Below are 23,760 nucleotides of genomic sequence, written 5' to 3' on the forward strand. Positions count from 1 at the left end.
CGGTCAGCCCTTGCGGCGGTGGATCACGTAGGCGAGCACGCCCAGGCCGAGCATCCCGGCCCCGGCGAGCACCGTCGGCTCGGGCAGGGTCATCGCGAGCACGACGCAGCCGACCAGCCCGAGCGCCGCGACGGCGCGCAGGTGGCGCGGGCCGCCGAGGGTCCACGCGGCCGCGTTGGTGATCGCGTAGTAGGTCAGCACCGCGACGCTGGAGAAGCCGATCGCGCCGCGTACGTCCGCGGCCAGCACCACCACGATGATCACCACGGCGACGGTCAGCTCGGCCAGCCACGGCGTGGCGTACGCCGGGTGCACCGCTTCCAGCCGTTTCGGCAGGTCGGCCCGGCGGGCCATGGCCAGCACGGTGCGCCCGACCCCGGCGAGCAGGCTCAGCAGCACCCCGCACACCGCGATCCCGGCCCCGACCCGCACCGCCGGTGCGAACTGCGGCAGCCCGGCGGCGCGCACCACGTCGGCGAGCGGCGCGGCGGACCGGGCGAGCGCCGGCATGCCGAGCACGCTCAGGCAGGTCACCGCAACGGCGAAGTACACCACCAGCACGATGCCGAGCGCGACGGGCACCGCCCGCGGGATGGTCCGCGCCGGATCGCGCACCTCCTCGCCCAGCGTGGCGATGCGGGCGTACCCGGCGAACGCGAAGAACAGCAGCCCGGCCGCGCCGAACGGCCCGGCGGGCCCGGCCGCGCCCGCCTCGGGCGCACCGCCACCGGCCAGCCCCGCGACGACGGCCGTGGCGAGCACCGCCAGCGTCACCGCGACCAGGATCCGGGTGGCCAGGGCGGTCTTGGTCACGCCCCGGATGTTGACGGCGGTCAGCACGACGACGGCCGTGACCGCGAGCACCCGGGCCTGCCCCGGCCACAGGTAGTACCCGATGGTCAGCGCCATCGCGGCGCAGCTCGCGGTCTTGCCGATGACGAACGCCCACCCCGCGAGGAACCCGGTGAACGCGCCCAGCCGCTCCCGCCCGTACACGTACGTGCCGCCGGACTCCGGGTAGCGGGCTGCCAGCCGCGCGGAGCTGGCCGCGTTGCACGCCGCCACGAACGCCGCGATGCCGAGCCCGAGCAGCAGCGCACCGGCGGTCCCGGCGGCGGCCGCAGCGGGCCCCCACACCACGAACACGCCCGCGCCGAGCATCGCGCCCAGCCCGATGACCACGGCGTCCCCGAACCCCAGCCGCCGCGCCAACGTCGAGATCACGCCCGCAGGCTAGCCCGCCCCGCGCGAAGAACGGAAGGGCACCTCCTTAACGCCCGGTGTACACCAGGGGCACCTTCGCCCCGCAGGGTGCAGTTTCCGGGAAACCGCACGAATCCGCGGCCACGTTCCCGCAGTTTCCCCGAAACTGCGGGCCACACGCGCGGAGCCCCGGTCAGCGGCGGGGCGGGAGGATCGCGTCCCAGTCGACGCGGTGGATGAGGCGGTCGAGGAGCAGGCCGAGGGCGAGCGCGGCGATCCCGTCGGTGAGCCAGTGGTGCGACAGGTACGTCGTCGTGCAGAGCACGATCACCGGCGGCGCGACCCGCATCCAGCGCACCAGCGTGGGCGAGAGCCGGAACAGCCGCGAGGCCAGGATGACGATGACGCCCCACCAGACGATGGCGTTGACCACGTGCCCGGACGGGTACGAGTTCGAGTAGTTCACCGCCAGCGGGTTGAAGAACTCGACCGCGTTGGGCAGGGCGCTGCTCGGCGCGTCCCGGTGCGTCCACAGCTTCAGCGGCCCGATGGTGAGGTACGTCAGCAGGAACCCCATCACCCCGGGCAGCAGCACCCGCAGGTCCCGGGTCCGGATGAGCAGGGTCACCGTCAGCCCGCCGGTGAGGATCCACATCACCAGCCAGCCCTGGCCCAGGTAGTTCAGCACCCGCGCGATCCAGTACACCCACTCCGGCCGGTGGGCCTCCACCCACGAGGCCACCCCGAGGTCGAGGCTCGCCGTGACCCCGCGCGCCGCGAGCACGGTGACCAGCACCAGCACCGCGAGCAGCGCGGCGTCCCACCACCAGCTGTCGAAGCGGCTCAGCCGCCGGGTCGGAATCCGCACCGGCCCACTATGCCTGACCGGGGGCGCGGCGGCCCGCGGCCTTCACCCGATCTCCACAGCGCTCACCGCAGGTCGGCGAGCTTCTTGCTGATCAGCTCCAGGCGTACCCCCGAGTTGGGGCAGCCGCCGAAGTGGTGCAGCGCGATGACCTTGTTCGTCCTGCGGGACAGCACCGGCGAGCCGGACGAGCCGCCCTCGGTGTCGCAGTAGTAGGAGATGTCGGTGTCGTCGGCGTACCCGTCGTAGGCGTTGCTCTCCACCGCGCAGTTGCCGGCCCGGTCCCGGTCGCTGCTGACCGCCACCATCGCGGGCGCCCCGGCGGGGTGCTGCGGGATGTACAGCTCCTCGCCCTTCTCCGGGCGGCGCAGGTCCAGCTCCAGGTAGCCGAACTTCTCCACCAGCGCGAAGTCGGTCACCGAGAACAGGCTGAAGTCGAGGGTGCGGTCGGTGGCGATCAGCTCGCTCAGCCACACCTTGGTGGGCCGGAACACCTCGTAGCCGCCGCACTCGGCGCACTGGTAGTTGAACCACACCTCGACGTCGGCGGTCTCGTTCTTGTCGGCGACGCAGTGATTGTTGGTGAGCAGCAGGTTCTTCGGGCCGACCCGCCAGGCGGTGCACAGCTCGACGCCGCCGATGAGCATCCGGGCCACCGCCTTGGAGCGCCGGTAGACCACCGGGTCCGAGCTGCGGTAGCAGACCGCGTCGGCCTTCTGGTCGGAGCCGCAGATGCTCTCCTCCCGCCCGCCGGTGGCGGCCGCGCGCTTTTCTCTCTGGTACGCGTCGGAGGCCGCGCCACGCTCCGCCTCGGTGTACCCCCGGCTGATCTTGTCGATCACCACGCCGAGCTGCGCGACCGTGCCGCTCAGCCCGAGCAGGTCGAGGTTGCCGCTGTGCAGCTCGACGACCGCGGTGTCGCCGGTGACCGACATGGCCCAGCGGCCCGCGCCGCCGAGCACCGTGCCGACCGGGTCGCCGTCGATGCGGTGCACCTCGGTGCGCTTCGGGTCGCTGACCGTCAGGTAGTCGCCGGGCAGCAGCAGGAGCTGCGCGAAGTGCACCTTGACGTACTCGGCGCCGGGGTGGCGCAGGGTCGCGGTGTGGTCGGCGCCCAGGTAGCCGAGCACGGCGTGCGCCGCCTCGACCCGGCCCGCCTCGGCCCGGCCCGGCTTGCGCACGGTGCCGTCGGCCTTGCCGGCAGCCTCCACCGTCGCGGCCCGCGCACCGGTCCCGGCCTCGGCTGGCGACGCCCCCTGCAATGCGGTCGCGAGCTCGCGCGACTCGGCCGGCGCGGACGCGGGCGCGGGGGTCCGGTCGCCGAGCACCGCGGCACCCGCCGTGGTGGCCAGAGCGAGTGCGGCAGAGATTCCCATCACCAGCGCGACCGTACGGCGCATGCGACCAGCCTCCTGATCAATCCTGGACAAGCTCCCTACGTGCAACGACGCAACACTGTGGCCGGTGCCTCGGCCGAAAAGGGGATGCCGGGTCCGCTGGCGCGAATCCGTAGGCTGTTCGCGTGCGGATCACCTCTGCCCTCGTCGACCCGGCTCTGCTCGACCTCCCCTGGTCCACGCCACTGGAAGAGTGGCCTGCCGACCATCTCGTCGCGCTGCCCCAGGGCATCTCCCGGCACGTCGTCCGCTTCGTGAAGCTCCAGGGCACTGTGTACGCGGTGAAGGAGACCCGCGAGAAGATCGCCGAGCGGGAGTACGACCTGCTCCGCGCGCTGGAACGCATCGACGCCCCCGCTGTCGAGGCGGTCGCCATCGTCGCCGACCGGGTCGCCGCCGACGGCGAGCACCTGGAGCCGGTGCTGGTCACCCGGCACCTGCAGTTCTCCCTGCCGTACCGGGCGCTGTTCTCCCACACGCTGCGCCCCGAGACGATGAACCGGCTGCTGGACGCGCTCGCCGCGCTGCTGGTACGCATGCACCTGCTCGGCTTCTTCTGGGGCGACTGCTCGCTGTCCAACACCCTGTTCCGCCGCGACGCGGGCGCCTTCGCGGCGTACCTGGTCGACGCCGAGACGGGCCAGCTCCACCTGCGGCTGTCCCCCGGCCAGCGCGGCGAGGACCTGGAGATCGCGCGCACCAACATCTTCGGCGAGGCGCTCGACCTGCAGGCCGCGGGCCTGCTGCACGAGGGCATCGACCCGGAGCACGTCTCCGACGAGGTGGTGCGCCGCTACGAGGTGCTCTGGCACGAGCTGACCCACGAGCAGGAGGTCGAGGCCGACACCCGCCGGCAGATGGACAAGCGCATCCGCCGCCTCAACGAGCTGGGCTTCGACGTCGAGGAGGTGTCGATGTCGGTCGTCGAGGAGGGCGGCCACCGCAGCATCATGCTGCGCCCGAAGGTCGTCGACGCCGGCCACCACACCCGCCGCCTGCTCCGCCTCACCGGCCTCGACGCCGAGGAGAACCAGGCCCGCGCCCTGCTCAACGACCTCGACGCGTACCGGGCCGAGTCCGAGGACCTGCCCGACGAGGCCCAGGCCGCGCACCGCTGGCTGACCGAGGTGTTCGCGCCGGTGATCCGGGCCGTGCCGCCGCACCTGCGCGGCAAGCTGGAGCCGCCGGAGCTGTTCGTGCAGATCATCGAGCACCGCTGGGCGCTGAGCGAGACCGCCGGCCGCGACGTGGGCCTCGCCCCGGCCGTGCAGTCGTTCCTCAGCACCGTGCTGGTCCACCGCCCGGACGAGCAGGCGGTGCTCGGCTTCGACCCCGACGACGACCTCGACCCCGACCTGATCCCCGACGAGGACGCCGACCTCGACCCGGTGTAACCCGTCCGGGCGCTGGGCGATCCGCAAAACTGCAGGTAGCGTGGCCGCCCGGTCCGGGCGCGCCTTTCCTGGGGCGCGGGTAACCCCGCCGGGCCGCAGGCAGCGAAGGGATCGCGACGATGCGGTCACGGAGGCGCCGGGCCACCCCTGCCCGGCTCACCGCCCAGCGTGCCGGGACCCTGTCCCGCGGCCCGCTGCCGGGCTGGCTGCGTTCCCTGCTGGTGCTCGGCGTCGGCGTCGCCGCCGCGCTCACCCTGGCCGCGCCAGGCAACGCGCAGACCCCGCCCGACGTGGCCGCGACCCATACCATCCGGGCTCTGACCAGCGGCGACCTCGCCGCGGTCCCGGCGGACTTCCCCCGGGTCATGCGGTATGAGCCGAGCACCGCGCGCCTGGCCGACGGCTCGGTACGCGTGATCAACCCGAAGGGCTCCTGCTCGGTGCCCGGCGAGGGCCGCCCGTTCGACTTCGCGGTGCCCTGCCAGGCCCACGACTTCGGCTACGACCTGCTGCGCTACGCCGAGCGCCGGGGCGCGCCGCTGGACGCCTCCGCGCGCGCCGAGATCGACACGCTGCTCGACCACGACCTGCGGGTGCAGTGCCGGGCCGGCTCGGCCCCGGCCAGCTGCGACGCGACCGTGGCGCTGTTCGCGGCGGGAGTCGGCTTCAACTCCTGGCGGCAGGTGTCCGGGCCGCCGGTGGACACCTCCGGGCTGCCGCGCACCGCCGGCCTGGTGCTGCTGACCCTGACCGGCGGCGGCTGCGTGGTCACGGCGCGGCGGCGCCTGCTCCCTCGGCGACCGGGTCCACGTCGTCTCCGGTTCCGGCTGCCTGGCGCATCAGCCGGCTGAGCCCGTCCCGGGTGGCCACCACCGTGATCCGGTCGCGGGCCTTGAGGGTCCGGTTGGGCGCGGGCCGCCACAGCGGCCGGGGCTCGCCGAACTCGGCCAGCGCGACGGCGCGCACCGCACCGGCCGCGTCGACGACCGCGACGCGCTGCCCGTCCAGCGCCGAGCCGGGACCGACCACCACCTCGGCGACCAGCAGCACCCGCCGCTCGACCGAGATGGTGCCGATCACCTCGCGTTCCATGAGCGCCTCCGCGAAGGCGGGCGCGGCCAGATACGACACGCTCCGGGTGAAGCGGATGCTGAACGTCTTACGCACCCGCGCGGCCAGGTCGCCGTCGAACAGCCGGACCAGCACCCGCAGCTGCGGCTTGAGGTTGCGGCCGTGCAGCGCCGCCTCCAGGTTGATGACGTCGTTGCTGGCCAGCGCCATCAGCGCGCGGCAGTCCTGCACGTGCGCCGCGCGCAGCGTACTCTCCCGGCTCGCGTCGCCGATGATCAGCGGGATGCCCAGCTCGCGGGCCAGCGGCACGCCGCGCGCCTTCTCGTTGACGTCGATCGCGACCAGCGGCACGTCCCGGTCGTAGAGCAGGCGCAGCACCCGGGTGCCCACGTTGCCGAGGCCGACCAGCACCACGTGGTCGCTCTCGGGCAGGCTCAGCCGGCCCTGCGCCACCGCGAGCCGCGCGTTGACCAGGCCCTCGACCACCATCGCGGTGACCAGCGGCACCAGCGCCACGCCCGCCAGCGACACCATGAGCTGCAGCACCTGCTGCCAGCCGGGCAGGTCGGCGTTGAGCTGCGGGCCGCCGAGCGCGTTGACGAGCACGACGTACACCCCGTCCCAGAAGGAGTGCACCTCCTCGGCCTGCGTACGCGCGAAGGCGAAGCCCGCCCCGACGAGGATCAGCAGCACGACCGCCACGGCGATGCGGAACTGCCGCGAGACCAGGGTCCGCGCGGTGTCCACGACCGCCGACAGGCGCCACCGGCGGGCGCTGCGCTGCACCGTGCGGGCGACCGACACCACCGTCTCCTCCACCGAGGAGGTCACCCGCGCCTCGGCCAGCACCAGGTCCGCCCGGCCCGGGTCGGCGGGCAGCAGGTCGGGCGCGGTGCCGCCGGTGGTCGTGTCCACCAGCCCGCACACCACGTCGTCGGGAGACACCTCGGCCCGCCGGGCCACCACCAGCGTCCGCCCGCCGACCGGCAGCGGGGCCGCGTTGACCTCGTCCAGCGCGAGGGCGACCAGGGCCGGTGAGGCGATCTCGGCGTCGGACAGCACCCGCGCGTTGCCGAGCAGCTCCTCGATGCCCCGGCCGAGGTGCGAGTTGTACATCCGGACCACCAGCCGCAGCCCCGGCACCAGCTCGCGGGCCTGCAGCGCGACGTGGATGTTGCCGACGTCGTCCTGCACGGCCAGCGCCAGCCCGAGCGCGGTGGCCAGATCCGCCTTGGCCAGCGCCCGCTCGTCGACCCGGTCCGCGACCACCACGCGCACCCGCGGCAGCTCGCCGAAGTCGCGCGCGTCGCGCTTCTGGTCGGGCGTCATCAGCACGACGACGTCCACGCCGTAGCGGGTGGTCAGCTGTTCGGCCAGCCGATACGCCAGGCCGTCGGCGCCGTTGACGACGAAGTGGTTGTTGCGGGCACGGCGGAGGTTGGCCACTACCGAGGAGGGGGTGAGCACGCCCGGATGCTATCGACCGCGCACCACTCGAACCACCCTTGAGGGATCGTCGTCCGTGCCTTTCCCGCGACGATATGCCCCATTTGGTCGTTGCTCCTTCCGACGAATGCACCAAACAGCGCCCTGCTCCAACGGGCGCCCCGGTCAGCAATCGAATGGATGGACATGAACAAGTGGTTCTACCGTGCCGTCGGCGCCGTAGGCGTGGCGAGCGGCGTCATGCTTCTGGGCAATGGCGTCGCGCACGCTGAAGGTCTCGCCGAGGCCAAGCCGACCGCCGATCCCCAGGCCATGCGAGGGCTGGTGGCCGACCTCTTCTCCCCGACGGGCGGCCTGCACGACCTGGGCCTGTCGCTGGACACGCCCGACACCCGGGTGAGCGCCGGCCTGGTCGCCGACGGCCCGCTCGCCATCACCCGCGGCGCGGGCAACGTCGGCATCACCGCGCACGCGCCCGGCATCCAGGACATCTCGCTCGCCGGGAAGCTCCCGCGCCTGTCCGACATGGCGCCGCGGACCAACCTGCTCAGCAGCGCGACCAGCCTGCTCACCGGCGTCACCGCGGAGTCCGGCCGCGTGGAGGCGCTGCCCCTGCCCGGCCTCGACATGCTGTCCAGCGGCCCGCTCGGCGGCCTGCTCGGCGGCACCCCCGGCGGCAGCCCCATCGCCGGCCTCAGCAACGGCCCCATCGGCGGGCTCGCCAACGGCCTGATCGGTGCCGACGGCAACGGCACCGTCGGCGGCCTGACCAGCGGCCTGCTCGGCGGCGACGCCAGCCCGCTCGGCGGCCTGACCGGCGGGCTCACCGGCGGCGACAGCCCGCTCGGCGCCCTGGGCGGCCTGACCGGCGGCGACTCCAGCCCGCTGAGCGCCCTCGGTGGCCTGACCGGCGGGCTCACCGGCGGGGACAAGGCCGGCAGCCCGCTCGACGGGCTCACCGGCGGCCTCACGGACAGCCTCACCGGCGGCCTGGCCGGCGAGCGCAACAACGCGCCCGCCCCCGCACCGCGCCCGCTGGGCGACATCAGCCAGGACCACTTCGGCGACTGGCTGGACACGCCCGGCGACCTGCCCGTCGACCAGGTCATGCGGCAGGCCGTCATCGACCCGCTGGTGGACACCGCCGCGCTCGACCCGGCCGACGCGCAGGGCGTCACGCTCGACCCCGGCCTGTCCGCGCAGGTCGCCGACGCCACCTCGCAGATCGTGCCGGCCCTCATCGCCGACGCGATGGGCAAGAACAGCAGCATCGACGACCTGCTCGCCGCCACCGACATCGGCGCCACCGAGGCCGGACCGGCCGAGGGCCTGCCCATCGTCGACAAGCTGCCGCTCGTCGGCGACGTGCTCGGCAACGGCGGCCCGCTGGACGGCGTCCTCGTCGTCGGTGACATCGCCAAGCAGCTCCCCGGCGTACGCGACGTCGTCAACGGCAAGCTCGGCCTCGACACCGTGACCAAGCTGCCCATCGTCGGCGGCATGCTCAGCAGCGGCATCGTGCAGGGCGGCAAGCCCGGCAGCTCGCTGCCCATCGTCGGCTCCGTCCCGATCGTCGGCGACGCCCTCGGCAAGGTCACCGGCAACCTGTCCGGCCTGAACCCCGGCCGCGGCGCCAACCTGCTCAACCGCGAGCCGGTCGTCGGCACCGCGCTGCCCGTCGCCCAGACGCTGCCGGCGCCCGCCATGGTCGCCGCCCAGCCGCACGTCGGGCGCCACCGCGCCACCGAGCGCCCGGTCGCCGGTGAGGACGCGGAGTACGCCGAGTCGGCCACCGAGGCGGCCCCGCTGCCCGGTCTGGGTGACCTGCCCCTGCTCGGCTCGCTGACCGGCGGCGCCGGTGGCGGCCTGCCGCTGGTGGGTGACCTGCTGGGCGGGCTGCCGCTCGTCAGCAGCCTGCCCATCCTCGGCGACATGGGCACCTCCATGGAGGTCCTGCGCAACCTGCCCGTGGTCGGCACGGCCGCCGGGCTGCTCCCGCTGGGCTGATCGGCAGCGCCTCACTTGAGCGAAGCTCCCGCCATGCTGTCGGCGGGAGCTTCGCTCATTCCGAGGATCCGGGGCTGACAGCCGGGCGTCCGGCCGCGCACAATGCGCTGCGTGGCTCCCCTTGCCGTAAGCCGCTCGCACCGGCTCACCCCGCTGCCCGCCCTCGGGCCGCTCTACCTCGTCGGGCTCGTCATCTGCGTGATCCTCTTCGTCGAGGCGATCCGCGACGGGCGGTACACCGACCCGATGCTCATCGCGCTCGTGCTGCTCGGCGGCGCGTGCTACCTCGGCGTGCAGCAGGGGGTGTACCTGGTCGGGGATCGCGTGGTGCTGCGGTTCCCGCTGGCGCGAACGGCGATCCCGCTGCGCGAGGTGCGCGCCTTCACCATCCGGCACGAGGACGGCTCCCTCGGCGACAAGCGCGTGCTGTGGATCGAGCTCAACGACGGCGGCGAGTTCCGCACCCACGTGGGCGTCAGCCGCAACCTGTTCACCCCGGCCGTCCGCCTTCCGTTCGAGAAGATGGTCGCCCTGGTGGAACGCCTCGACGAGCACCGCCGCCAGGCAGGCTGAAGCGGGCGCGAAGAATTTCCGCGTACAGCTGCAACCTCCGCCCGCGGCCGGCGTGTCCCTCCCGGAACTCGACCAGACCAGGGAGACGAGGATGCGGGGATCCATACGGGGGCTCGCCGCGCTGACCGCGGCGGCGCTGCTCGGCGCGCTGATGACAGCGCCGTTCGAGACGGGCGCGACGGCGGCGGCCGACGACGGGGTGCTGTTCCCGTTGCGGCTCGGCAAGTTCAACGGCAAGGGCCAGTTCCCGACGGGCAGCCTTCCGGGCGCCTGCGTGACGGCGTACGCCGACGACGACTCGGTGCTCGCTCAGCGCTGCGGCGACAGCACCGGAAACTATGACCTGACCCTGCCGGAAGGGGTGCCGTTCCGGCTGCACGCCACCGCGCCCGGCCACGCCGACGTCTGGGCGCCGACCGTCGGCGACAAGAGCCTCGCCGTGCGGTACCGCGCGACGCGGTACCTCTCCAGCTACAGCAGTCCCGACCTGCTCTACCTGACGCCCGGCGGTGCGGGCGGCGTGACCGGCCGGCTGACGGACCAGGCGGGCGGACCGATCGCCGGGGCCACCGTCGAGATCATGCGCAAGCCGCTGGACGGTTTCCCCTGGTCGTCGCTGGCGGTCACGGATGCCGACGGCCGGTACCGCGTCGGCAACGTGCCGCCGGGCCAGTTCAAGGTCGCCATCGGCTCGTTCGCGCCCGCGGCGCCGGTCGTGGTCGCCGCCGGCGCGGACACCACCTACGACTGGCAGGCTGCCGAGCCGGTCGGCGTGGTGGTGCTCAAGGTGCGCGACCAGGTGACCAAAGCGCCCGTGCGCAGCAGCTGCCCGTCCATGACCTACTACGTCTGCGCCACCGACGGCGAGCACCGGCTGCTCGTCAGAGCCGGCGACTTGTCGCTGACCGCGGGTGGCGAGACCACCGAGCCGGGTAGCTGGATCGACCGCAGCCTCAACTTCTTCCACCTCACCGACCGGCCGTACTTCAGCGCGAGCACCCCGGTGCACGTGGCGGCCGGCGGCACGACGACGGCGACCCTGGACCTGCCGCCGGCCGCCTACCTGGCCGCCGGGGTCCGCGGGCCCGACCAGAACTCGATGCCCCAGGGCTGCCTGCACCCCGTGCCGGTGCTGCCCTGGCACGCGCCGGTGGACAAGCGCTACGTGTCGGGCACCGTCACCTGCGTCGGGGCCGAGCCGATCCGCATGGGCCCCTACCCGCTGCACCCGCTGCAGCTCTTCGTCAGCCCCGAGAACTGGACGGGCGGCTACGGCGCCCAGTGGGTCGGACCGGACGGCGGTGTCGGCGACCAGCGCCTGGCGAAGGTCTTCGCGCTCCGGCACGGCCACAACCTCCTCGACCCGATCACGATGGACGAAGACGCCACCATCCAGGGGGCGGCCTGGGATCCGGCGGCGCAGCAGCCGGCCTTCGGATGCATACAGCCTTTCCCCGCCTCGCCGTATCTGGCCCGCGCCTTCCACGACGAGGCCCCCTACCGGCGCGACGAGCGCTGCACGGGAGAACACCGCGCCCACCTGTTCCGTCTCGACATGCTGGGCCCCTACCGGTGGCCGGTTTACTTCACCGGCGAGGAATACGCGTCCATGTGGTCGGGCGGGGTAAGTGACCGCCTGCGGGCGGAACTGATCCCGGCGCGCGCGTTCACCCTGCCGGGTGCCTTCGACCTCGAGGTCAAGAAGGCGAGCCGGATCACCTTCACCACGGCGGCGACCGACGTGACCGTCTACAACGCGTACAGCGGCGACGTCGAGCCTGCGGCGGTGGCCGCGCCGGTGTTCGTGAGCTTCTCGCTGGGCGAGCGCCGATGCTGGTACCGCCAGCACGGCCCCACGCCGCGCGGCGGTGCGGTGCGGCTGCGCAACCCGTACGTGATCGAGCCCCGCCCCGGCGCGCAGACGATCACGCTATCGGCACAGAACTGCGCGGACCAGCCGCCACGGCTGCTCACGCCCGTCGCCGCCACGGGCACGCCCGTCGCGGTCGGCCCCATGTTCCGTTCGGCCGTCACGGGGGCGGTCCGGGCGGCAGGGACGGCCGCGGCACGGTGGGGCACGCCTACGGCCGCGCGGCTCGCCCTCGTGAAGCCGTGACCGGCGACCAGGGGCTATGACGATCACGGACGTGGGGCCGCCTCCTCTACACTCAGGCGCCCCCGTCCATGATCGGAGTCTTCGCTTGACCGCCCCACCGGACTTCGCCGAGTTCTACGCCGCGACGTTCGGCCGGCTCGCGGCGCAGCTCCACGCGTTCACCGGAGACCTCGCCGAGGCGCAGGACCTGGTCCAGGAGGCGTTCAGCCGGGCCTATCCCCGCTGGGAGCGCATCGCCGCGTACGACGACCCGGCAGCCTGGGTGCGCCGCGTCGCCTGGAACCTCGCGATCAGCCGCTGGCGGCAGGTGCGCCGGGTCATGCACTGGCGGCGCGACCTGGTCGCCGACGACATACCCGGCCCGGACGCGGCCAACGTGGACCTGATCCGCGCGCTGCGGCTGCTGCCCGCCAAGCAGCGGCAGGTCGTGGTCATGCACTACATGAGCGGGCTGAGCATCACCGAGATCGCCGACTTCACCGGCGCCGCCGAGGGCACCGTGAAGTCCTGGCTGCACCGAGCGCGTACGGCCCTCGCCGTACACCTGGAGACGTCGGAGGAGGTGTCCCGTGGCTGAACGTGATCCGTTCGCGGCACGGTTCGACGACCTCGCGGCGGCGTCCGCGGCCGCCTCCCCGCCGCCCGGCATCCCCGCCCTGATCACGCGGGTGCGCCGCCGACGCGCGCGGCGGGCCGCGGTGCTCGCGGTGGCGGCGGTGCTCCTGGTCTCGCCGTTCACCCTGTGGAAGCCGTTCGATACGACACCGCACCCGGTCGCGACGGCGACGCCGGGCACGTCGGCCTCGCCGAGCGCGTCCCCGTCGCCGAGCGCCACCGCGCAGCCGCAGCAGCCGATCGCCTCGCCGAGCCGGACCAGCCCCAGCGGCAGCCCGAAGCCCCGGCCGAGCAAGTCGCCGGCCGCGGCTCGCACCTGCACGCCCAACGTGTACGGCGACGTCGGTGAGGTGAGCGTCGCCGAGGACGAGATGTGGGCCTCGCCCGCGTGCGCGAACGCGACGGTCCGGTTCTTCTGGGTCACCTACCGGACGGCGGCCGACGGCACCCGCGTCAAGTACCGGTCCGTCTCGTACACGCTCAGTCATGCGAAGCCGAGCGTGTCATTTTCGCCGCTGCAACCGCCGGAAGGCTGTGGATACAGCGAGCACGTGGTGCGTGGCTCCCTCTCCGTGCCGGCGACCCTGCCGACGTCGGTGACGTATGGCAACGCGGGTTCGTACTGGTCGGGACGGGGCGGGGTCATGCTGGGGAGATACTTCAGCTCGGAGTGCCCAGAGGCGTGACGGGGGCGGCGGAGCCTGCATTCCACGCTGGGGCGGTTGGACCCGGACGGTCGTGCAAGCTGGCCGGGTCCTGGGCTTCAGCCTGGGCGCTACTCCTCCGGCACGTACACCCCACGGCCCAGGCGAACCCACCACCACGCCCTGGATGCGCAGGTCCCGAATGACCCGGGCGATCGTCGCAACAGACACCGGCGCGTAGATCTCGGTCAGCTGTGAGTACGAGGGCAGCCGCGAACCCGGCGGGTACTCGCCGGTCTTGATCCGGGCGGCGATGTCTGCGGCGATCTCGGTCGAGCTCATGGGCACGGGCATGGCAGATCCTCGGGTTGGCGTACCCCAAGTCAAGCGCACTCACTCAGATCACCACCAGAGCATGACGCACCTCTTGATATAAGTTAGATAGCTGAGATAAGTTCTATCGGGGTCCTCGGGGTTGGCGCTTTGAGGGCTCCGCGGGTGGCCGGATCGCACCCCGGCCCACCCGGGCATGAGGCCCCGTCGCGCTGGCCAAAGTGACGGCGCGACGGGGCTACAGCTAGCAGCCAGAGCCTGGCGGCGATGCCGCCTATGCCACCAACTCAGCGTGGCGACCTAGGTGAGACATCACTGCGGATGCTCGGTTAGCGATCTTGGGTGCACATTCCCTCGCGCAGAACGGAGGTCGACCAGTGTCACATCGAGACCAAAAGCAGGTCGTCAACCTGCTGTCCAACCTGGAGCAGGCAGTGCCCGCAGTACACCCCACTTGGTGCGAACTCGCGCACCCTGACCACTGGCCGGTGCACTCGGCACACGTCGGCGAGATCAGCTACGGCCCCACCCTGACCCTCACAGTGGAAATCGTCGATGTTGGACTGGGTAGCGGACCCCGAATTGCGGTCGAGGTGACCGACTCGCAGGACAGCGGCAGCGGCGACGTCTACGAACTGCCCGCGCAGGCAGCCCGGGATTTGTCGATGCTGTTGGCGGCCGGCGCAGACATCCTGTCCGGCTGCACCGGCCAGCCGCTGAAGCTGGGGGCGCCACAATGATCACATGCGGTCGGAAGTTGGCCTGGCTACCACGTGGGCAGGTGCAGGCGTGACCGCTGCACTCATCATCGCCGTAACACTGCACCTAATCGCGGCCGTATTCGCCGTAGTCGCATTCGGGAGGAGCTGACATGGCCACCAAGCCGAAGCGGGTTCGCCCGCCGGTCGCTCGGCCCATCGTCAATGAACTAGCGCGCTGATCAAGCGCCGACATGGCGCTTCCTGCTTCGGCCGGTAGCGATCGGTTCCTGGCGAGGTGTGGCTTCCGCTGCTTGGGGTCTGGTCCAGGTCGGCGCGCCGCAAGCTGGCGTGTCGGCTGGCCTTCCCGAAGACCCCGGCGCGAGCCGCTCGCGGGCGGGCGGTCGCACACGCGGCCGCCCGCTTGCGCCTTGACCCTCGTAGAGAAAGTTTCGACAGACCTATGGCGTTACTTCTGTGTGCTGTCCCGGTAGATGCTTGACATCGGCGTCCCAGTAGCTGCTTGACAGCTGCTGGGCTACGTGGCGAACTCAGGCGCAGCTCGGTTCGCTATCACGCTCAGTGTCTGCACCGACGACCGACCGGAGGCGCTGCCGCTCGGCCTCGGTGCCGATAGCGGTGCGGTGTTCGGGGTGGTCGATGTAATGCCTGATGGCTGCGGTTAGGAACGTGTAGTCCACCGCGAAACCTCGGGGGATCGTTTCCGTTCGCTCTCGGCGGGTTGGCCCGACCAGAGTCAACCTGACGCCCCGGCCCACGCGTGGGCCAGCCTCGACGAGTTCGGCGCCGGTGATGCCGTCCCAAGACGCGCTCGGGAAGCCGAGCCCGCGCCCCTCCAGTCCGGCGGGCGTAAGTATGAGCCGAGGCCGAAGGGCGGGAATGATCGAGATGACAAGGCTCATCGAAGCGGCACCGGCGAGGTTGGCTACAAGATCCGCCGCGCCCGAGCCGGACGGTATTGCAGCCAGGTGCGGTGCAGCCAGATATCCGCCGGCGATGAACATCCCGCCGTTCGGCCACCGCGGCGTGGTGGTGAACGAGCCTGCCACCACCTGGAATCCAGCTGACGGCCACGGCCAGCGCCATACCGCCACGCTGTAGACCGCCAGGACTGTCAGCGGCACCAGCAGGTAGCCAGCGAGTCCGCCGGACTGCCACAGTGGCTCGGTCGCCAAACCTAGAGCAGTGCCCAGAGGCCAGCAGAGAACTGCCGTGGCGGCGGGATGCCAAAGTCTCCGACGACGGAACATGGCGCACACCATAACCACCGCCGTCTGGCCGAGCGGCGCTGGTCAGCAGCAAGGGAAGGTCCCAAGGGGGTCTGTAGCCGGCTCTCTGCCGCTCGACAAGAAGTTCGATCGCTTGTCTAGGGCTCCGGTCAAGCAGGTACTGGGACTAGACATATGGCGTTACTTCACTGCCATATGAGGTCGCTGCCGTGCGGGCGAGCCCTGCTCAGCTCGTCTTCAGATAAGCGGTGGAGCCGACCGCGGGACTTGAACCCGCAACCTTCCGATTACAAGTCGGGTGCGCTACCAATTGCGCCAGGCCGGCATGCACGACCTCGCCGGTCGTACCCAGCGATGGTACGCGTCCCCACGCTCCCAGCGCCTACCGGATTCCCCGGAGTTTCGTACCGATCATTACCATGAAGTCCGTTTTGCCTGGCAGATGCGTTCCACATGATGATCCACGGGCTTGCTGACACGCCGTGGCCGGGCTAGGTTGACGAACGCCGGGTTCGTGCATACGTATTCGGCACTTCACTTTCACTCGGATCGTCCGGCACGTTCCTGCCGGTGGAAGGACACACCCCCGTGGCTACCGTCACCTATGCGAAGGCGTCCCGGATCTACCCGGGCACCGACCGCCCCGCCGTCGACCAGCTCGACCTCCAGATCCAGGACGGCGAGTTCCTCGTCCTCGTCGGCCCGTCCGGCTGTGGCAAGTCCACCAGCCTGCGGATGCTGGCCGGTCTTGAGGACGTCGACCAGGGCGCGATCTACATCAACGACAAGGACGTCACGAACCTCCCGCCGAAGTCGCGGGACATCGCGATGGTCTTCCAGAACTACGCCCTCTACCCGCACATGACGGTGTACGAGAACATGGCGTTCGCGCTCAAGCTGCGCAAGACCCCGAAGTCGGAGATCGACGTCCGGGTCAAGAAGGCCGCGCAGATGCTGCAGCTGGAGGAGTACCTCAACCGCAAGCCGAAGGCGCTCTCCGGCGGTCAGCGCCAGCGTGTCGCCATGGGCCGCGCCATCGTGCGTGAGCCGCAGGTCTTCCTCATGGACGAGCCGCTGTCGAACCTCGACGCGAAGCTGCGTGTGCAGACCCGTTCGCAGATCGCCACGCTGCAGTCGCAGCTGGGCATCACCACGGTGTACGTCACGCACGACCAGGTCGAGGCCATGACCATGGGTCACCGGGTGGCCGTGCTGCTCGACGGTGTGCTGCAGCAGTGCGACACCCCGCGTGCCCTGTACGACAAGCCGTCGAACGTGTTCGTCGCGGGCTTCATCGGCTCGCCGGCCATGAACATCAAGACGGTCCAGCTGACCGACGCCGGCGCGGTGTTCGGCCAGATGGTGCTCCCGCTGACCCGCGAGCAGGTCGCCGCGGCGCAGGCCGAGGGCGGCAACGGCCAGGTCACCGTGGGCTTCCGCCCGGAGGACTCGGACCTGGTGGGCGCGAGCGAGGGCGGCATGCCGATCGTCGTGGACCTGGTCGAGGACCTGGGCGCGAACGCGAACGTGTACGGCCACGCCGCGATCAACGGTGGCGAGGAGCGGTTCGTGGTCTCCACGTCCCGCCAGGCCATGCCGAACCTCGGTGACACCGTGTTCGTGAAGCCGGTCGTGGGCAGCCACCACGCGTTCCACGCCGCCTCGGGTGTGCGTATCTGACGCAGGCAACAGCAACGAGGGGCGGGGCCGAAAGGTCCCGCCCCTTCTTCGTGTTCGCGTGCCGATCTTCGCCTTGCCGTGCGGAACCGGGTAAGGATGAAGCCATGACGGAGTATCGAGTCGAGCACGACACGATGGGCGAGGTGCACGTGCCCGCCGACGCGCTGTGGGGCGCGCAGACCCAGCGTGCGATCGAGAACTTCCCGGTTTCGGGTACACCCCTGCCGTACTCCCTGATCATCGCCTTGGCGCAGATCAAGGAGGCGGCGGCGGAGGCGAACGCGGCCACCGGGACGCTGGACAGCGAGACGGCGGGCGCGATCGCGTCGGCCGCGCGGCAGGTCGCCGACGGCGACTTCGCGGCGCACTTCCCGGTGGACGTGTTCCAGACCGGATCGGGCACGTCGACGAACATGAACATGAACGAGGTGCTGGCGCGCCTGGCCGGGCAGCGGCTGGACCGCCCGGTGCACCCGAACGACCAGGTGAACGCATCGCAGTCGAGCAACGACGTGTTCCCCTCGGCGATCCACCTGGCGGCGCTGCGGCTGGTGGCGCACGACCTGCGCCCGGCGCTGCTGGAGCTGGAGGACGCGCTCTCGCTCAAGTCGGAGGAGTTCGCGCACGTGGTGAAGTCCGGGCGGACGCACCTGATGGACGCGACGCCGGTGACCCTGGGCCAGGAGTTCTCCGGGTACGCCCACCAGGTGCATCGGGCCGCCGAGCGCATCGCCTCGGCGCTGCCGCACGTGGCGGAGCTGCCGCTGGGCGGCACGGCGGTGGGCACCGGCGTGAACGCGAGCGCCGCGTTCCGGCGCGAGGTCTACCGCCGGCTGGCCGCGAACACGGGGCTGCCGGTGGCGGAGGCGGAGAACCACTTCGAGGCGCACGGGGCCCGCGACGCGCTGGTGGAGCTGTCCGGTCAGCTGCGGGTGGCCGCCGTCAGCCTGTACAAGATCGCCAATGACATCCGCTGGATGGGCTCCGGCCCCCGGGCGGGCCTGTCCGAGCTGCGCATCCCCGACCTGCAGCCGGGCTCCTCGATCATGCCGGGCAAGGTGAACCCGGTGATCTGCGAGTCGGTACGGCAGGTGTGCGCGCAGATCATGGGCAACGACGCGGCCGTGGCCTTCGCGGGCTCGCAGGGCGACTTCGAGCTCAACGTGATGCTGCCGCTGATCGCCCGCAACCTGCTGGAGTCGATCACGCTGCTGGCCGGGGCGAGCCGGCTGTTCGCGCGCCGCTGCGTCGTCGGGCTGAAGGCGAACGAGGAGGTGGCCCGCCTGTACGCGGAGGGCTCGCCCTCGATCGTCACCCCGCTGAACCGGCACATCGGCTACGAGGAGGCGGCGGCCGTCGCGAAGCAGGCGCTGGCCGAGAACAAGACGATCCGCCAGGTGGTCGTCGAGCGGGGCCACGTCGACGCGGGCAGGCTCACCGAGCAGGAGCTGGACGCGGCCCTGGACGTGCTCGCGATGACCCGCCAGCCCGGCTGACCGGCCTGGCGATCGACGACTGAAGCTCCCGCCGTGCTGCTGAAACAGCAGTGGCGGGAGCTTCAGTCAGGTGAAGCGAGAGCGTCAGGCGGTCGCGCGGCGGCGGGCTACCTCGGCGAGGGCGACCGCGGCCGCGACGGAGGCGTTGAGCGACTCCACCTCGGACACGATCGGGATGCTCACCCGCAGGTCGCAGGTCTGCCCGACGAGCCGGCCGAGGCCGCGGCCCTCCGAGCCGACGACCACGACCAGCGGGCCGACCGCGGCCTCCAGTTGGTAGAGGTCGGTCTCGCCGTCCGCGTCCAGGCCCACGACCACGAAGCCCTCGGCCTGGGCCTGCTTGAGCGCCCGGGTCAGGTTGGTCACCTGGGCCACGGGCAGCCGGGCCGCGGCGCCCGCGCTGGTGCGCCAGGCGGTGGCGGTGATGCCCGCGGCGCGGCGCTCCGGCACGAAGATGCCCTGTGCGCCGAACGCGGCCGCGGACCGGATGACCGCGCCGAGGTTGCGCGGGTCGGTGACCCCGTCCAGCGCGACGAGCAGCGGCTCCGGGTGCTCGGCCGCGGCGGCCAGCAGGTCCTCGAAGCTCTCGTACGCGAACGGCGGCACCTGGATGCCGACGCCCTGGTGCAGCACGCCCCCGGTGAGCCGGTCCAGCTCGGCCCGGGTGATCTCCAGGATCGGGATGCCGCGGTCGCCCGCGGTGCGCACGATCTCGGTGATGCGCTCGTCGATGTCGATGCCCTGCGCGAGGTAGAGCGCGGTGGCCGGCACGTGCGCGCGCAGCGCCTCGACCACCGGGTTGCGGCCGACGAGCAGCTCCGGCGCGTCCCTCGGGGTGAGCGACTTGCGGCCGGGCGCGACCCGCGGGCCCATCCGCGTGGCGGCGCCCCGCGCGGCCTGGGTGCGCCGGGTCGGCGCCCCCTTGCCGGTGCCGCCCTTACCCCAGGTGGTGTCCTTGGTGCCGGGCTTTCCGATCTTGGGGGTACGCCCCTCGGCGGCCGCCGCCTTACGCTCCTTGTCCTGCTTCCAGGCGGTCTTCGACGGCAGCTTCTCGGTGCCCGAATAACCCTTGTGCCAGGGCCGCTCGTCGGCGGGCAGGGTCTTGCCACGCCCCTTCAGGGTGTCCTTGCCCTTGCCGCCCGTCCCCTTGGTCGCGGTCTTCTTACTGACCTGGCGTACGTTCCGGCGTTGCGAGTTGCCCGGCATTACAGTTCACTTCCGATCGTCCAGCGTGGACCGTGCGGGGTGTCCTCCACCACGACTCCGGCCTGTTTGAGCTGGTCGCGCACGGCGTCCGCGGCGGCCCAGTCCTTGCGTGCCCGGGCAGCGGTGCGCTGCTCCAGGGCCAGTGCCACCAGCGCGTCCACCGTGCCGCGCAGCCCCTCGCCACCCTTGCCCGACGCCCACGCGGGGTCGAGCGGGTCGAGGCCGAGCACGGCGAGCATCGCCCGTACGCTGCCCAGCGCCCCGGCGGTGGCCTTGTCCTCACCGGCGGCCAGCGCCGTGTTGCCCTCGCGCACCACCTCGTGCAGCGCGGCGAGCGCGGCGGAGGTGTTGAGGTCGTCGTTCATCGCCTCGGCGAACTCGGCGCACAGCGGCCCCGGCTCGACCACGCCGACGATCTCGACGGCCCGCTGCACGAAGCCCTCGATGCGGCGGTACGCCGTGGCGGCCTCCTCCAGCGCCTGCCAGCTGAAGTCGATGCGGGCCCGGTAGTGCGGGGCGAGCAGGTAGTAGCGCAGGTCGGCGGGGCGGATGCCGCGCTCGGTGACCGCGTCGAGGTCGATCACGTTGCCCAGCGACTTGCTCATCTTGGCTTCGCCGAGGTTGAGCAGGCCGTGGTGCACCCAGAACCGGGCGAACGGCAGCCCGGCGGCGCGCGACTGCGCCTGCTCGTTCTCGTGGTGCGGGAAGACCAGGTCGAGGCCGCCGCCGTGGATGTCGAACTCGGCGCCCAGGTAGCGCTTGGCCATCGCGGAGCACTCGATGTGCCAGCCGGGCCGGCCGCGTCCCCACGGCGAGGGCCACTCGGCGTCGTCCGGCTCCTCGGCCTTGGCGCCCTTCCACAGCGCGAAGTCGCGCGGGTTGCGCTTGGCCCGCTCCGGCCCGTCGGCGGCGGCCTGCATCTCGTCCGGCTTCTGCCCGGACAGGGCGCCGTACTCCGGGAACGAGCCGACGGCGAAGTAGACGTCGCCGCTGCCGTCGTTGCCCGGGTACGCGTTGCCGCGCTCGATCAGCTCGGTGATCAGCTCGTGCATCTCGGGCACGTGCCCGGTGGCGCGCGGCTCGTACGTCGGCGGCAGCACGTTCAGCGCCCGGTAGGCCGCGGCGAGGATCACCTCGTTGGCGTACGCGATCGACCAGAACGGGCGACCCTGCTCCAGCGACTTGGCGAGGATCTTGTCGTCGATGTCCGTGATGTTGCGCACGAACACCACGTCCAGGCCCGCGTGCAGCAGCCAGCGCCGCAGCACGTCGTAGTTGACGCCCGAGCGCAGATGGCCGATGTGCGGGCCGGACTGGACGGTGAGACCACACAGGTACACGGAGGCCTGACCGGGAACGCGCGGCACGAAGTCGCGCACCTGTCTGGTCGCGGTGTCAAAGAGTCTCAACGTCACCGGACAAGGATAGTCAATGGGAGCGCCGTATTTATCACCGCGCCCGCCGGTCACCCGGCGAGGCTCGTCACCGCGTCGGGCAGCTCGTCCAGGGAGCCGATGACCACGTCCGCGCGGACCGGCCCGGCGGCGGGGGCGCCCGCCCGGTTCAGCCACACGGTACGCAGGCCCGCGCCCGCCGCACCGGCCACATCGTGCTCGTAGTTGTCGCCGACGTACACCACCTCGTGCGGCAGCGCCTGGGCTGCGGCCAGCACCGCCTCGAAGAACCCGCGGGCCGGCTTCTTCGGCACGCCGCCCCGCAGCGCGTAGATCTCGAACGCGAACCGGCCGCCCAGCCCGCACCGGTGTGCCTCGCTGTTGGCGTTTGTGGCGTACCCGAGCCGGTAGTCGCGGCTCAGCTTGTCCAGCACCGCCGTCGCCCCCGGGAACGGCCGCGAGTGCGCGAACCGCACCTCGAAGAACAGCTCCAGCCAGCGGTCCAGCTCGTGCTCGCGGCCCGCGCGGGCCAGCGTGTACCGCATCGCGGTGGCCCGGATCTCCCGCGCGTCGCGGTCGGCGAGCGAGATCCAGTGATCGTCGGCGTCGGCGTGGAACAGCTCCAGGGTCAGCGCCGGGTCGGCCACCGCGGCGGTGACCGCGCTCAGCCCGGCCGTGACCGCGGTGTGGATGTCCACCAGGGTGTCGTCGGCATCGAAGGCGACAGTCGTGATCATCGGTACACGTTAGCGGAACCGCAGGTCACAGCCCTGCAACGTCACCCACCGGGGTGACCGCGTCTCATGTCGCGAGACGGGCGAGCGCCGCCGGCAGGTGCGCCAGGCGATCGATCACGGCATCCGGCACGACCGCGCCCGGCACCGCGCGGCCCGCACGGTTCACCCAAACCGTGCGCATCCCCGCCGCGGCAGGCGCCTCGACATCGTGGTGGTAGTTGTCGCCGACGTACACCACCTCGTGCGGGTGCACCCCAGCCGCTTCCAGCACCGCCGCGAAGAACGCCGGGGACGGCTTCTTCGGCAGGCCGTTCTGGTGCGCGTACAGCTCGAACGCGAACTCCCCGCCCAGCCCGCACCGGTCCGCGATCGAGTTGCCGTTCGTGGCGTACCCGAGCAGATAGGAGGAGCGCAGCTCGGCCAGCATGGCCAGCGCGTCGGGGAACGGCCGGGTCTCCCGGAACCGCACCGCGAAGAACGCCTCCACCTGCGTGTCCAGGTGATGCTCCAGACCGAACCGGGCCAGCGAGCGCCGCAGCGCCTCCCGCCGGATGTGCGGCACCGGCGCGTCCGGATCCTCGGCGAACACGGAGTTCCAGTCGTCACGCAGGTGATCCCGGCTCAGCTCCGCCCCCGGATCGATGCTCCTCACCTCGGCCCGCACCGCCTCCAGCGCCGCCTCGACCGCCGGTCGCAGGTCCAGCAGGGTCTCATCCGCGTCGAACGCCACCGCCTTGATCACGCAGCCACTGTATCCGGGGAAGGAAGGGCACCTTCTTAACGCTTTCCGTAGAGGAAGGGCACCTTCTTAACGTGGCGCCGGCCCGGGTGCCGCCTCCTCCGGCGGTCGGGCGGGCGCGGCCCGCTCTTAGTCTTGATCCCGTGGACACCGCCCAGACGCTCGACCGTGGCCTGCGCCTGCTCACCCTCGTCGCAGACACGCCCGGCGGGCTGACGGTCACCGAGGCCGCCAACCACCTCGGCGTCGGCCGCGCCGTGGTGTACCGCCTGGTCACCACCCTCACCGAGCACGCCCTCATCCGGCGCGACTCCGGCGGACGGCTGCGCCTCGGCCTCGGGCTCCTGCACCTGGCCCGCCGCGCCCAGCCGCTGCTCGCCGACGCCGCGCTGCCCGCCCTGCGCCGCCTCGCCGACCAGGTCCGGGCCACCGCGCACCTGACCGTCGCCGACGGCGACGAGGCCGTCGCGGTGGCCGTCGTCGAGCCCAGCGCGACGATGTTCCACGTCGCCTACCGCACCGGCTCCCGGCACCCGCTCGCCGCCGGCGCCGCCGGTCGCGCGATCCTCTCCGAGGCCGAGGGCTGGACCGTCTCCTCCGGCGAGCTGCAGCCGGGGGCGTACGGCATCGCGGCCCGGGTACACCACGTCGAGGGCCTGCGGGCCAGCGTCGGCGTGGTCGCCCTCGCCCCCCTCGACCCCGACACCGTCGGCCCCCTCGTCGTCGCCACCGCCCACGCCATCACCACCGCCCTCACCTGACCCCGTGATCGTCCGACTTGCCTGGCATATGGGCGTATCTTGAGCGCGCATTCGCCCAGGTGCCTGGCAAGTCGGACGATCATCCACAGCGGTTGTCCACATCCGTCCACAGGTGATCCACACAGTTATCCACAG

Annotated in this window: 20 protein-coding genes, 1 tRNA gene and 1 pseudogene; 11 read left to right on the forward strand and 11 right to left on the reverse strand. The window is 71.9% G+C overall.

Translation table 11 applies throughout. The annotated features are described in order from the left end of the window. Nucleotides 1–3: 3 nt before the first annotated feature. The 3 genes from CS0771_RS04880 to CS0771_RS04890 form a co-directional block, all read right to left on the reverse strand. Nucleotides 4–1,221 carry an APC family permease gene (locus CS0771_RS04880; protein WP_212845618.1) on the reverse strand — a complete coding sequence of 406 codons (1,218 nt, stop codon included), beginning with the start codon at nt 1,219–1,221 and terminating at the stop codon, nt 4–6. A 175-nt stretch (nt 1,222–1,396) separates the two neighbouring features. Then, a complete protein-coding gene (locus tag CS0771_RS04885) occupies nt 1,397–2,071 on the reverse strand; it encodes a phosphatase PAP2 family protein (RefSeq protein WP_212839961.1) in 675 nt (224 codons plus the stop codon). Nucleotides 2,072–2,133: 62 nt separating this feature from the next. Next, nucleotides 2,134–3,468 carry a serine protease gene (locus tag CS0771_RS04890; RefSeq protein WP_212839962.1) on the reverse strand — a complete coding sequence of 445 codons (1,335 nt, stop codon included), beginning with the start codon at nt 3,466–3,468 and terminating at the stop codon, nt 2,134–2,136. A gap of 122 nt (nt 3,469–3,590) precedes the next feature. On the opposite strand from CS0771_RS04890, the gene CS0771_RS04895 reads away from it, so the two are divergent. Both CS0771_RS04895 and CS0771_RS04900 read left to right on the forward strand, forming a co-directional pair. After that, nucleotides 3,591–4,859: a DUF4032 domain-containing protein gene (locus CS0771_RS04895; RefSeq protein WP_212839963.1), complete on the forward strand. Its 1,269-nt coding sequence runs from the start codon at nt 3,591–3,593 to the stop codon at nt 4,857–4,859. 119 nt (nt 4,860–4,978) lie between these two features. Then, the gene (locus CS0771_RS04900; RefSeq protein WP_212839964.1) at nt 4,979–5,710 is read left to right on the forward strand and encodes a phospholipase A2; all 732 of its coding nucleotides are present in this window, start codon (nt 4,979–4,981) and stop codon (nt 5,708–5,710) included. Here the strand turns inward: CS0771_RS04900 and CS0771_RS04905 are convergent. Further along, nucleotides 5,628–7,397 (reverse strand): TrkA family potassium uptake protein, encoded by a 1,770-nt coding sequence (locus CS0771_RS04905; protein ID WP_212839965.1) that lies wholly within the window; start codon nt 7,395–7,397, stop codon nt 5,628–5,630. The two genes, CS0771_RS04900 and CS0771_RS04905, sit on opposite strands and share 83 nt — an antisense overlap. A gap of 165 nt (nt 7,398–7,562) precedes the next feature. On the opposite strand from CS0771_RS04905, the gene CS0771_RS04910 reads away from it, so the two are divergent. The 5 genes from CS0771_RS04910 (at nt 7,563) to CS0771_RS38535 (ending at nt 13,373) form a co-directional block, all read left to right on the forward strand. Beyond that, entirely contained in the window at nt 7,563–9,383 is a 1,821-nt protein-coding gene (locus CS0771_RS04910) for a hypothetical protein (protein WP_212839966.1), read from the forward strand. Nucleotides 9,384–9,494: 111 nt separating this feature from the next. Then, nucleotides 9,495–9,956 (forward strand): hypothetical protein, encoded by a 462-nt coding sequence (locus tag CS0771_RS04915; RefSeq protein WP_212839967.1) that lies wholly within the window; start codon nt 9,495–9,497, stop codon nt 9,954–9,956. Nucleotides 9,957–10,047: 91 nt separating this feature from the next. Then, nucleotides 10,048–12,072 carry a carboxypeptidase-like regulatory domain-containing protein gene (locus tag CS0771_RS04920; protein ID WP_212839968.1) on the forward strand — a complete coding sequence of 675 codons (2,025 nt, stop codon included), beginning with the start codon at nt 10,048–10,050 and terminating at the stop codon, nt 12,070–12,072. 85 nt (nt 12,073–12,157) lie between these two features. Further along, nucleotides 12,158–12,649 carry a SigE family RNA polymerase sigma factor gene (locus CS0771_RS04925; RefSeq protein WP_244870607.1) on the forward strand — a complete coding sequence of 164 codons (492 nt, stop codon included), beginning with the start codon at nt 12,158–12,160 and terminating at the stop codon, nt 12,647–12,649. After that, on the forward strand, nt 12,642–13,373 hold the full coding sequence (locus CS0771_RS38535; protein ID WP_244871457.1) for a hypothetical protein: 732 nt from the start codon (nt 12,642–12,644) through the stop codon (nt 13,371–13,373). Before CS0771_RS04925 ends, CS0771_RS38535 begins: the two co-directional genes overlap by 8 nt. Before the next feature lie 189 nt (nt 13,374–13,562). Here the strand turns inward: CS0771_RS38535 and CS0771_RS38540 are convergent. Further along, a pseudogene (locus tag CS0771_RS38540) lies at nt 13,563–13,685 on the reverse strand (GntR family transcriptional regulator); the annotation flags it as partial. Nucleotides 13,686–14,041: 356 nt separating this feature from the next. On the opposite strand from CS0771_RS38540, the gene CS0771_RS04935 reads away from it, so the two are divergent. Beyond that, nucleotides 14,042–14,404: a hypothetical protein gene (locus CS0771_RS04935; protein WP_212839971.1), complete on the forward strand. Its 363-nt coding sequence runs from the start codon at nt 14,042–14,044 to the stop codon at nt 14,402–14,404. Nucleotides 14,405–14,913: 509 nt separating this feature from the next. Here CS0771_RS04935 and CS0771_RS04940 read toward each other — a convergent pair. After that, complete coding sequence (locus tag CS0771_RS04940) at nt 14,914–15,558, reverse strand: hypothetical protein (protein WP_212839972.1); 645 nt, start codon at nt 15,556–15,558, stop codon at nt 14,914–14,916. A gap of 303 nt (nt 15,559–15,861) precedes the next feature. Further along, nucleotides 15,862–15,937 (reverse strand) — tRNA-Thr (locus CS0771_RS04945). Nucleotides 15,938–16,200: 263 nt separating this feature from the next. Between CS0771_RS04945 and CS0771_RS04950 the strand changes: the two genes are divergently transcribed. Together CS0771_RS04950 and CS0771_RS04955 are read left to right on the forward strand one after the other, a co-directional pair. Continuing rightward, nucleotides 16,201–17,292 (forward strand): ABC transporter ATP-binding protein, encoded by a 1,092-nt coding sequence (locus tag CS0771_RS04950; RefSeq protein ID WP_203756028.1) that lies wholly within the window; start codon nt 16,201–16,203, stop codon nt 17,290–17,292. 104 nt (nt 17,293–17,396) lie between these two features. Beyond that, nucleotides 17,397–18,788, forward strand: coding sequence for an aspartate ammonia-lyase (locus CS0771_RS04955; RefSeq protein WP_212839973.1), 1,392 nt, complete (start codon nt 17,397–17,399; stop codon nt 18,786–18,788). Nucleotides 18,789–18,872: 84 nt separating this feature from the next. On the opposite strand, the gene rlmB is transcribed toward CS0771_RS04955, so the two are convergent. The 4 genes from rlmB to CS0771_RS04975 form a co-directional block, all read right to left on the reverse strand. Next, on the reverse strand, nt 18,873–19,994 hold the full coding sequence (gene rlmB, locus CS0771_RS04960; protein ID WP_212839974.1) for a 23S rRNA (guanosine(2251)-2'-O)-methyltransferase RlmB: 1,122 nt from the start codon (nt 19,992–19,994) through the stop codon (nt 18,873–18,875). After that, nucleotides 19,994–21,409 (reverse strand): cysteine--tRNA ligase, encoded by a 1,416-nt coding sequence (gene cysS, locus CS0771_RS04965; RefSeq protein ID WP_212839975.1) that lies wholly within the window; start codon nt 21,407–21,409, stop codon nt 19,994–19,996. Before cysS ends, rlmB begins: the two co-directional genes overlap by 1 nt. A 50-nt stretch (nt 21,410–21,459) precedes the next feature. After that, nucleotides 21,460–22,125, reverse strand: a complete 666-nt coding sequence (locus CS0771_RS04970) for an HAD family hydrolase (RefSeq protein ID WP_212839976.1) — start codon at nt 22,123–22,125, stop codon at nt 21,460–21,462. Between the two features lie 64 nt (nt 22,126–22,189). Next, entirely contained in the window at nt 22,190–22,867 is a 678-nt protein-coding gene (locus CS0771_RS04975; RefSeq protein WP_212839977.1) for an HAD family hydrolase, read from the reverse strand. Nucleotides 22,868–23,007: 140 nt separating this feature from the next. Here CS0771_RS04975 and CS0771_RS04980 point away from each other — a divergent pair, with 140 nt between their 5' ends. Continuing rightward, complete coding sequence (locus CS0771_RS04980; protein WP_212839978.1) at nt 23,008–23,625, forward strand: helix-turn-helix domain-containing protein; 618 nt, start codon at nt 23,008–23,010, stop codon at nt 23,623–23,625. Nucleotides 23,626–23,760 lie beyond the last annotated feature (135 nt).

It is taken from the genome of Catellatospora sp. IY07-71 (assembly GCF_018326265.1).
In the GTDB taxonomy this organism is placed as follows: Bacteria; Actinomycetota; Actinomycetes; order Mycobacteriales; family Micromonosporaceae; genus Catellatospora.

Coding starts and splice junctions, on each gene's coding strand:
- CS0771_RS04890 (WP_212839962.1), bottom strand. CDS start 3,468: ATGCGCCGTACGGTCGCGCTGGTGATGGGAATCTCTGCCGCACTCGCT.
- CS0771_RS04900 (WP_212839964.1), top strand. CDS start 4,979: ATGCGGTCACGGAGGCGCCGGGCCACCCCTGCCCGGCTCACCGCCCAG.
- CS0771_RS04910 (WP_212839966.1), top strand. CDS start 7,563: ATGAACAAGTGGTTCTACCGTGCCGTCGGCGCCGTAGGCGTGGCGAGC.
- CS0771_RS04920 (WP_212839968.1), top strand. CDS start 10,048: ATGCGGGGATCCATACGGGGGCTCGCCGCGCTGACCGCGGCGGCGCTG.
- CS0771_RS04955 (WP_212839973.1), top strand. CDS start 17,397: ATGACGGAGTATCGAGTCGAGCACGACACGATGGGCGAGGTGCACGTG.
- rlmB (WP_212839974.1), bottom strand. CDS start 19,994: ATGCCGGGCAACTCGCAACGCCGGAACGTACGCCAGGTCAGTAAGAAG.
- CS0771_RS04970 (WP_212839976.1), bottom strand. CDS start 22,125: ATGATCACGACTGTCGCCTTCGATGCCGACGACACCCTGGTGGACATC.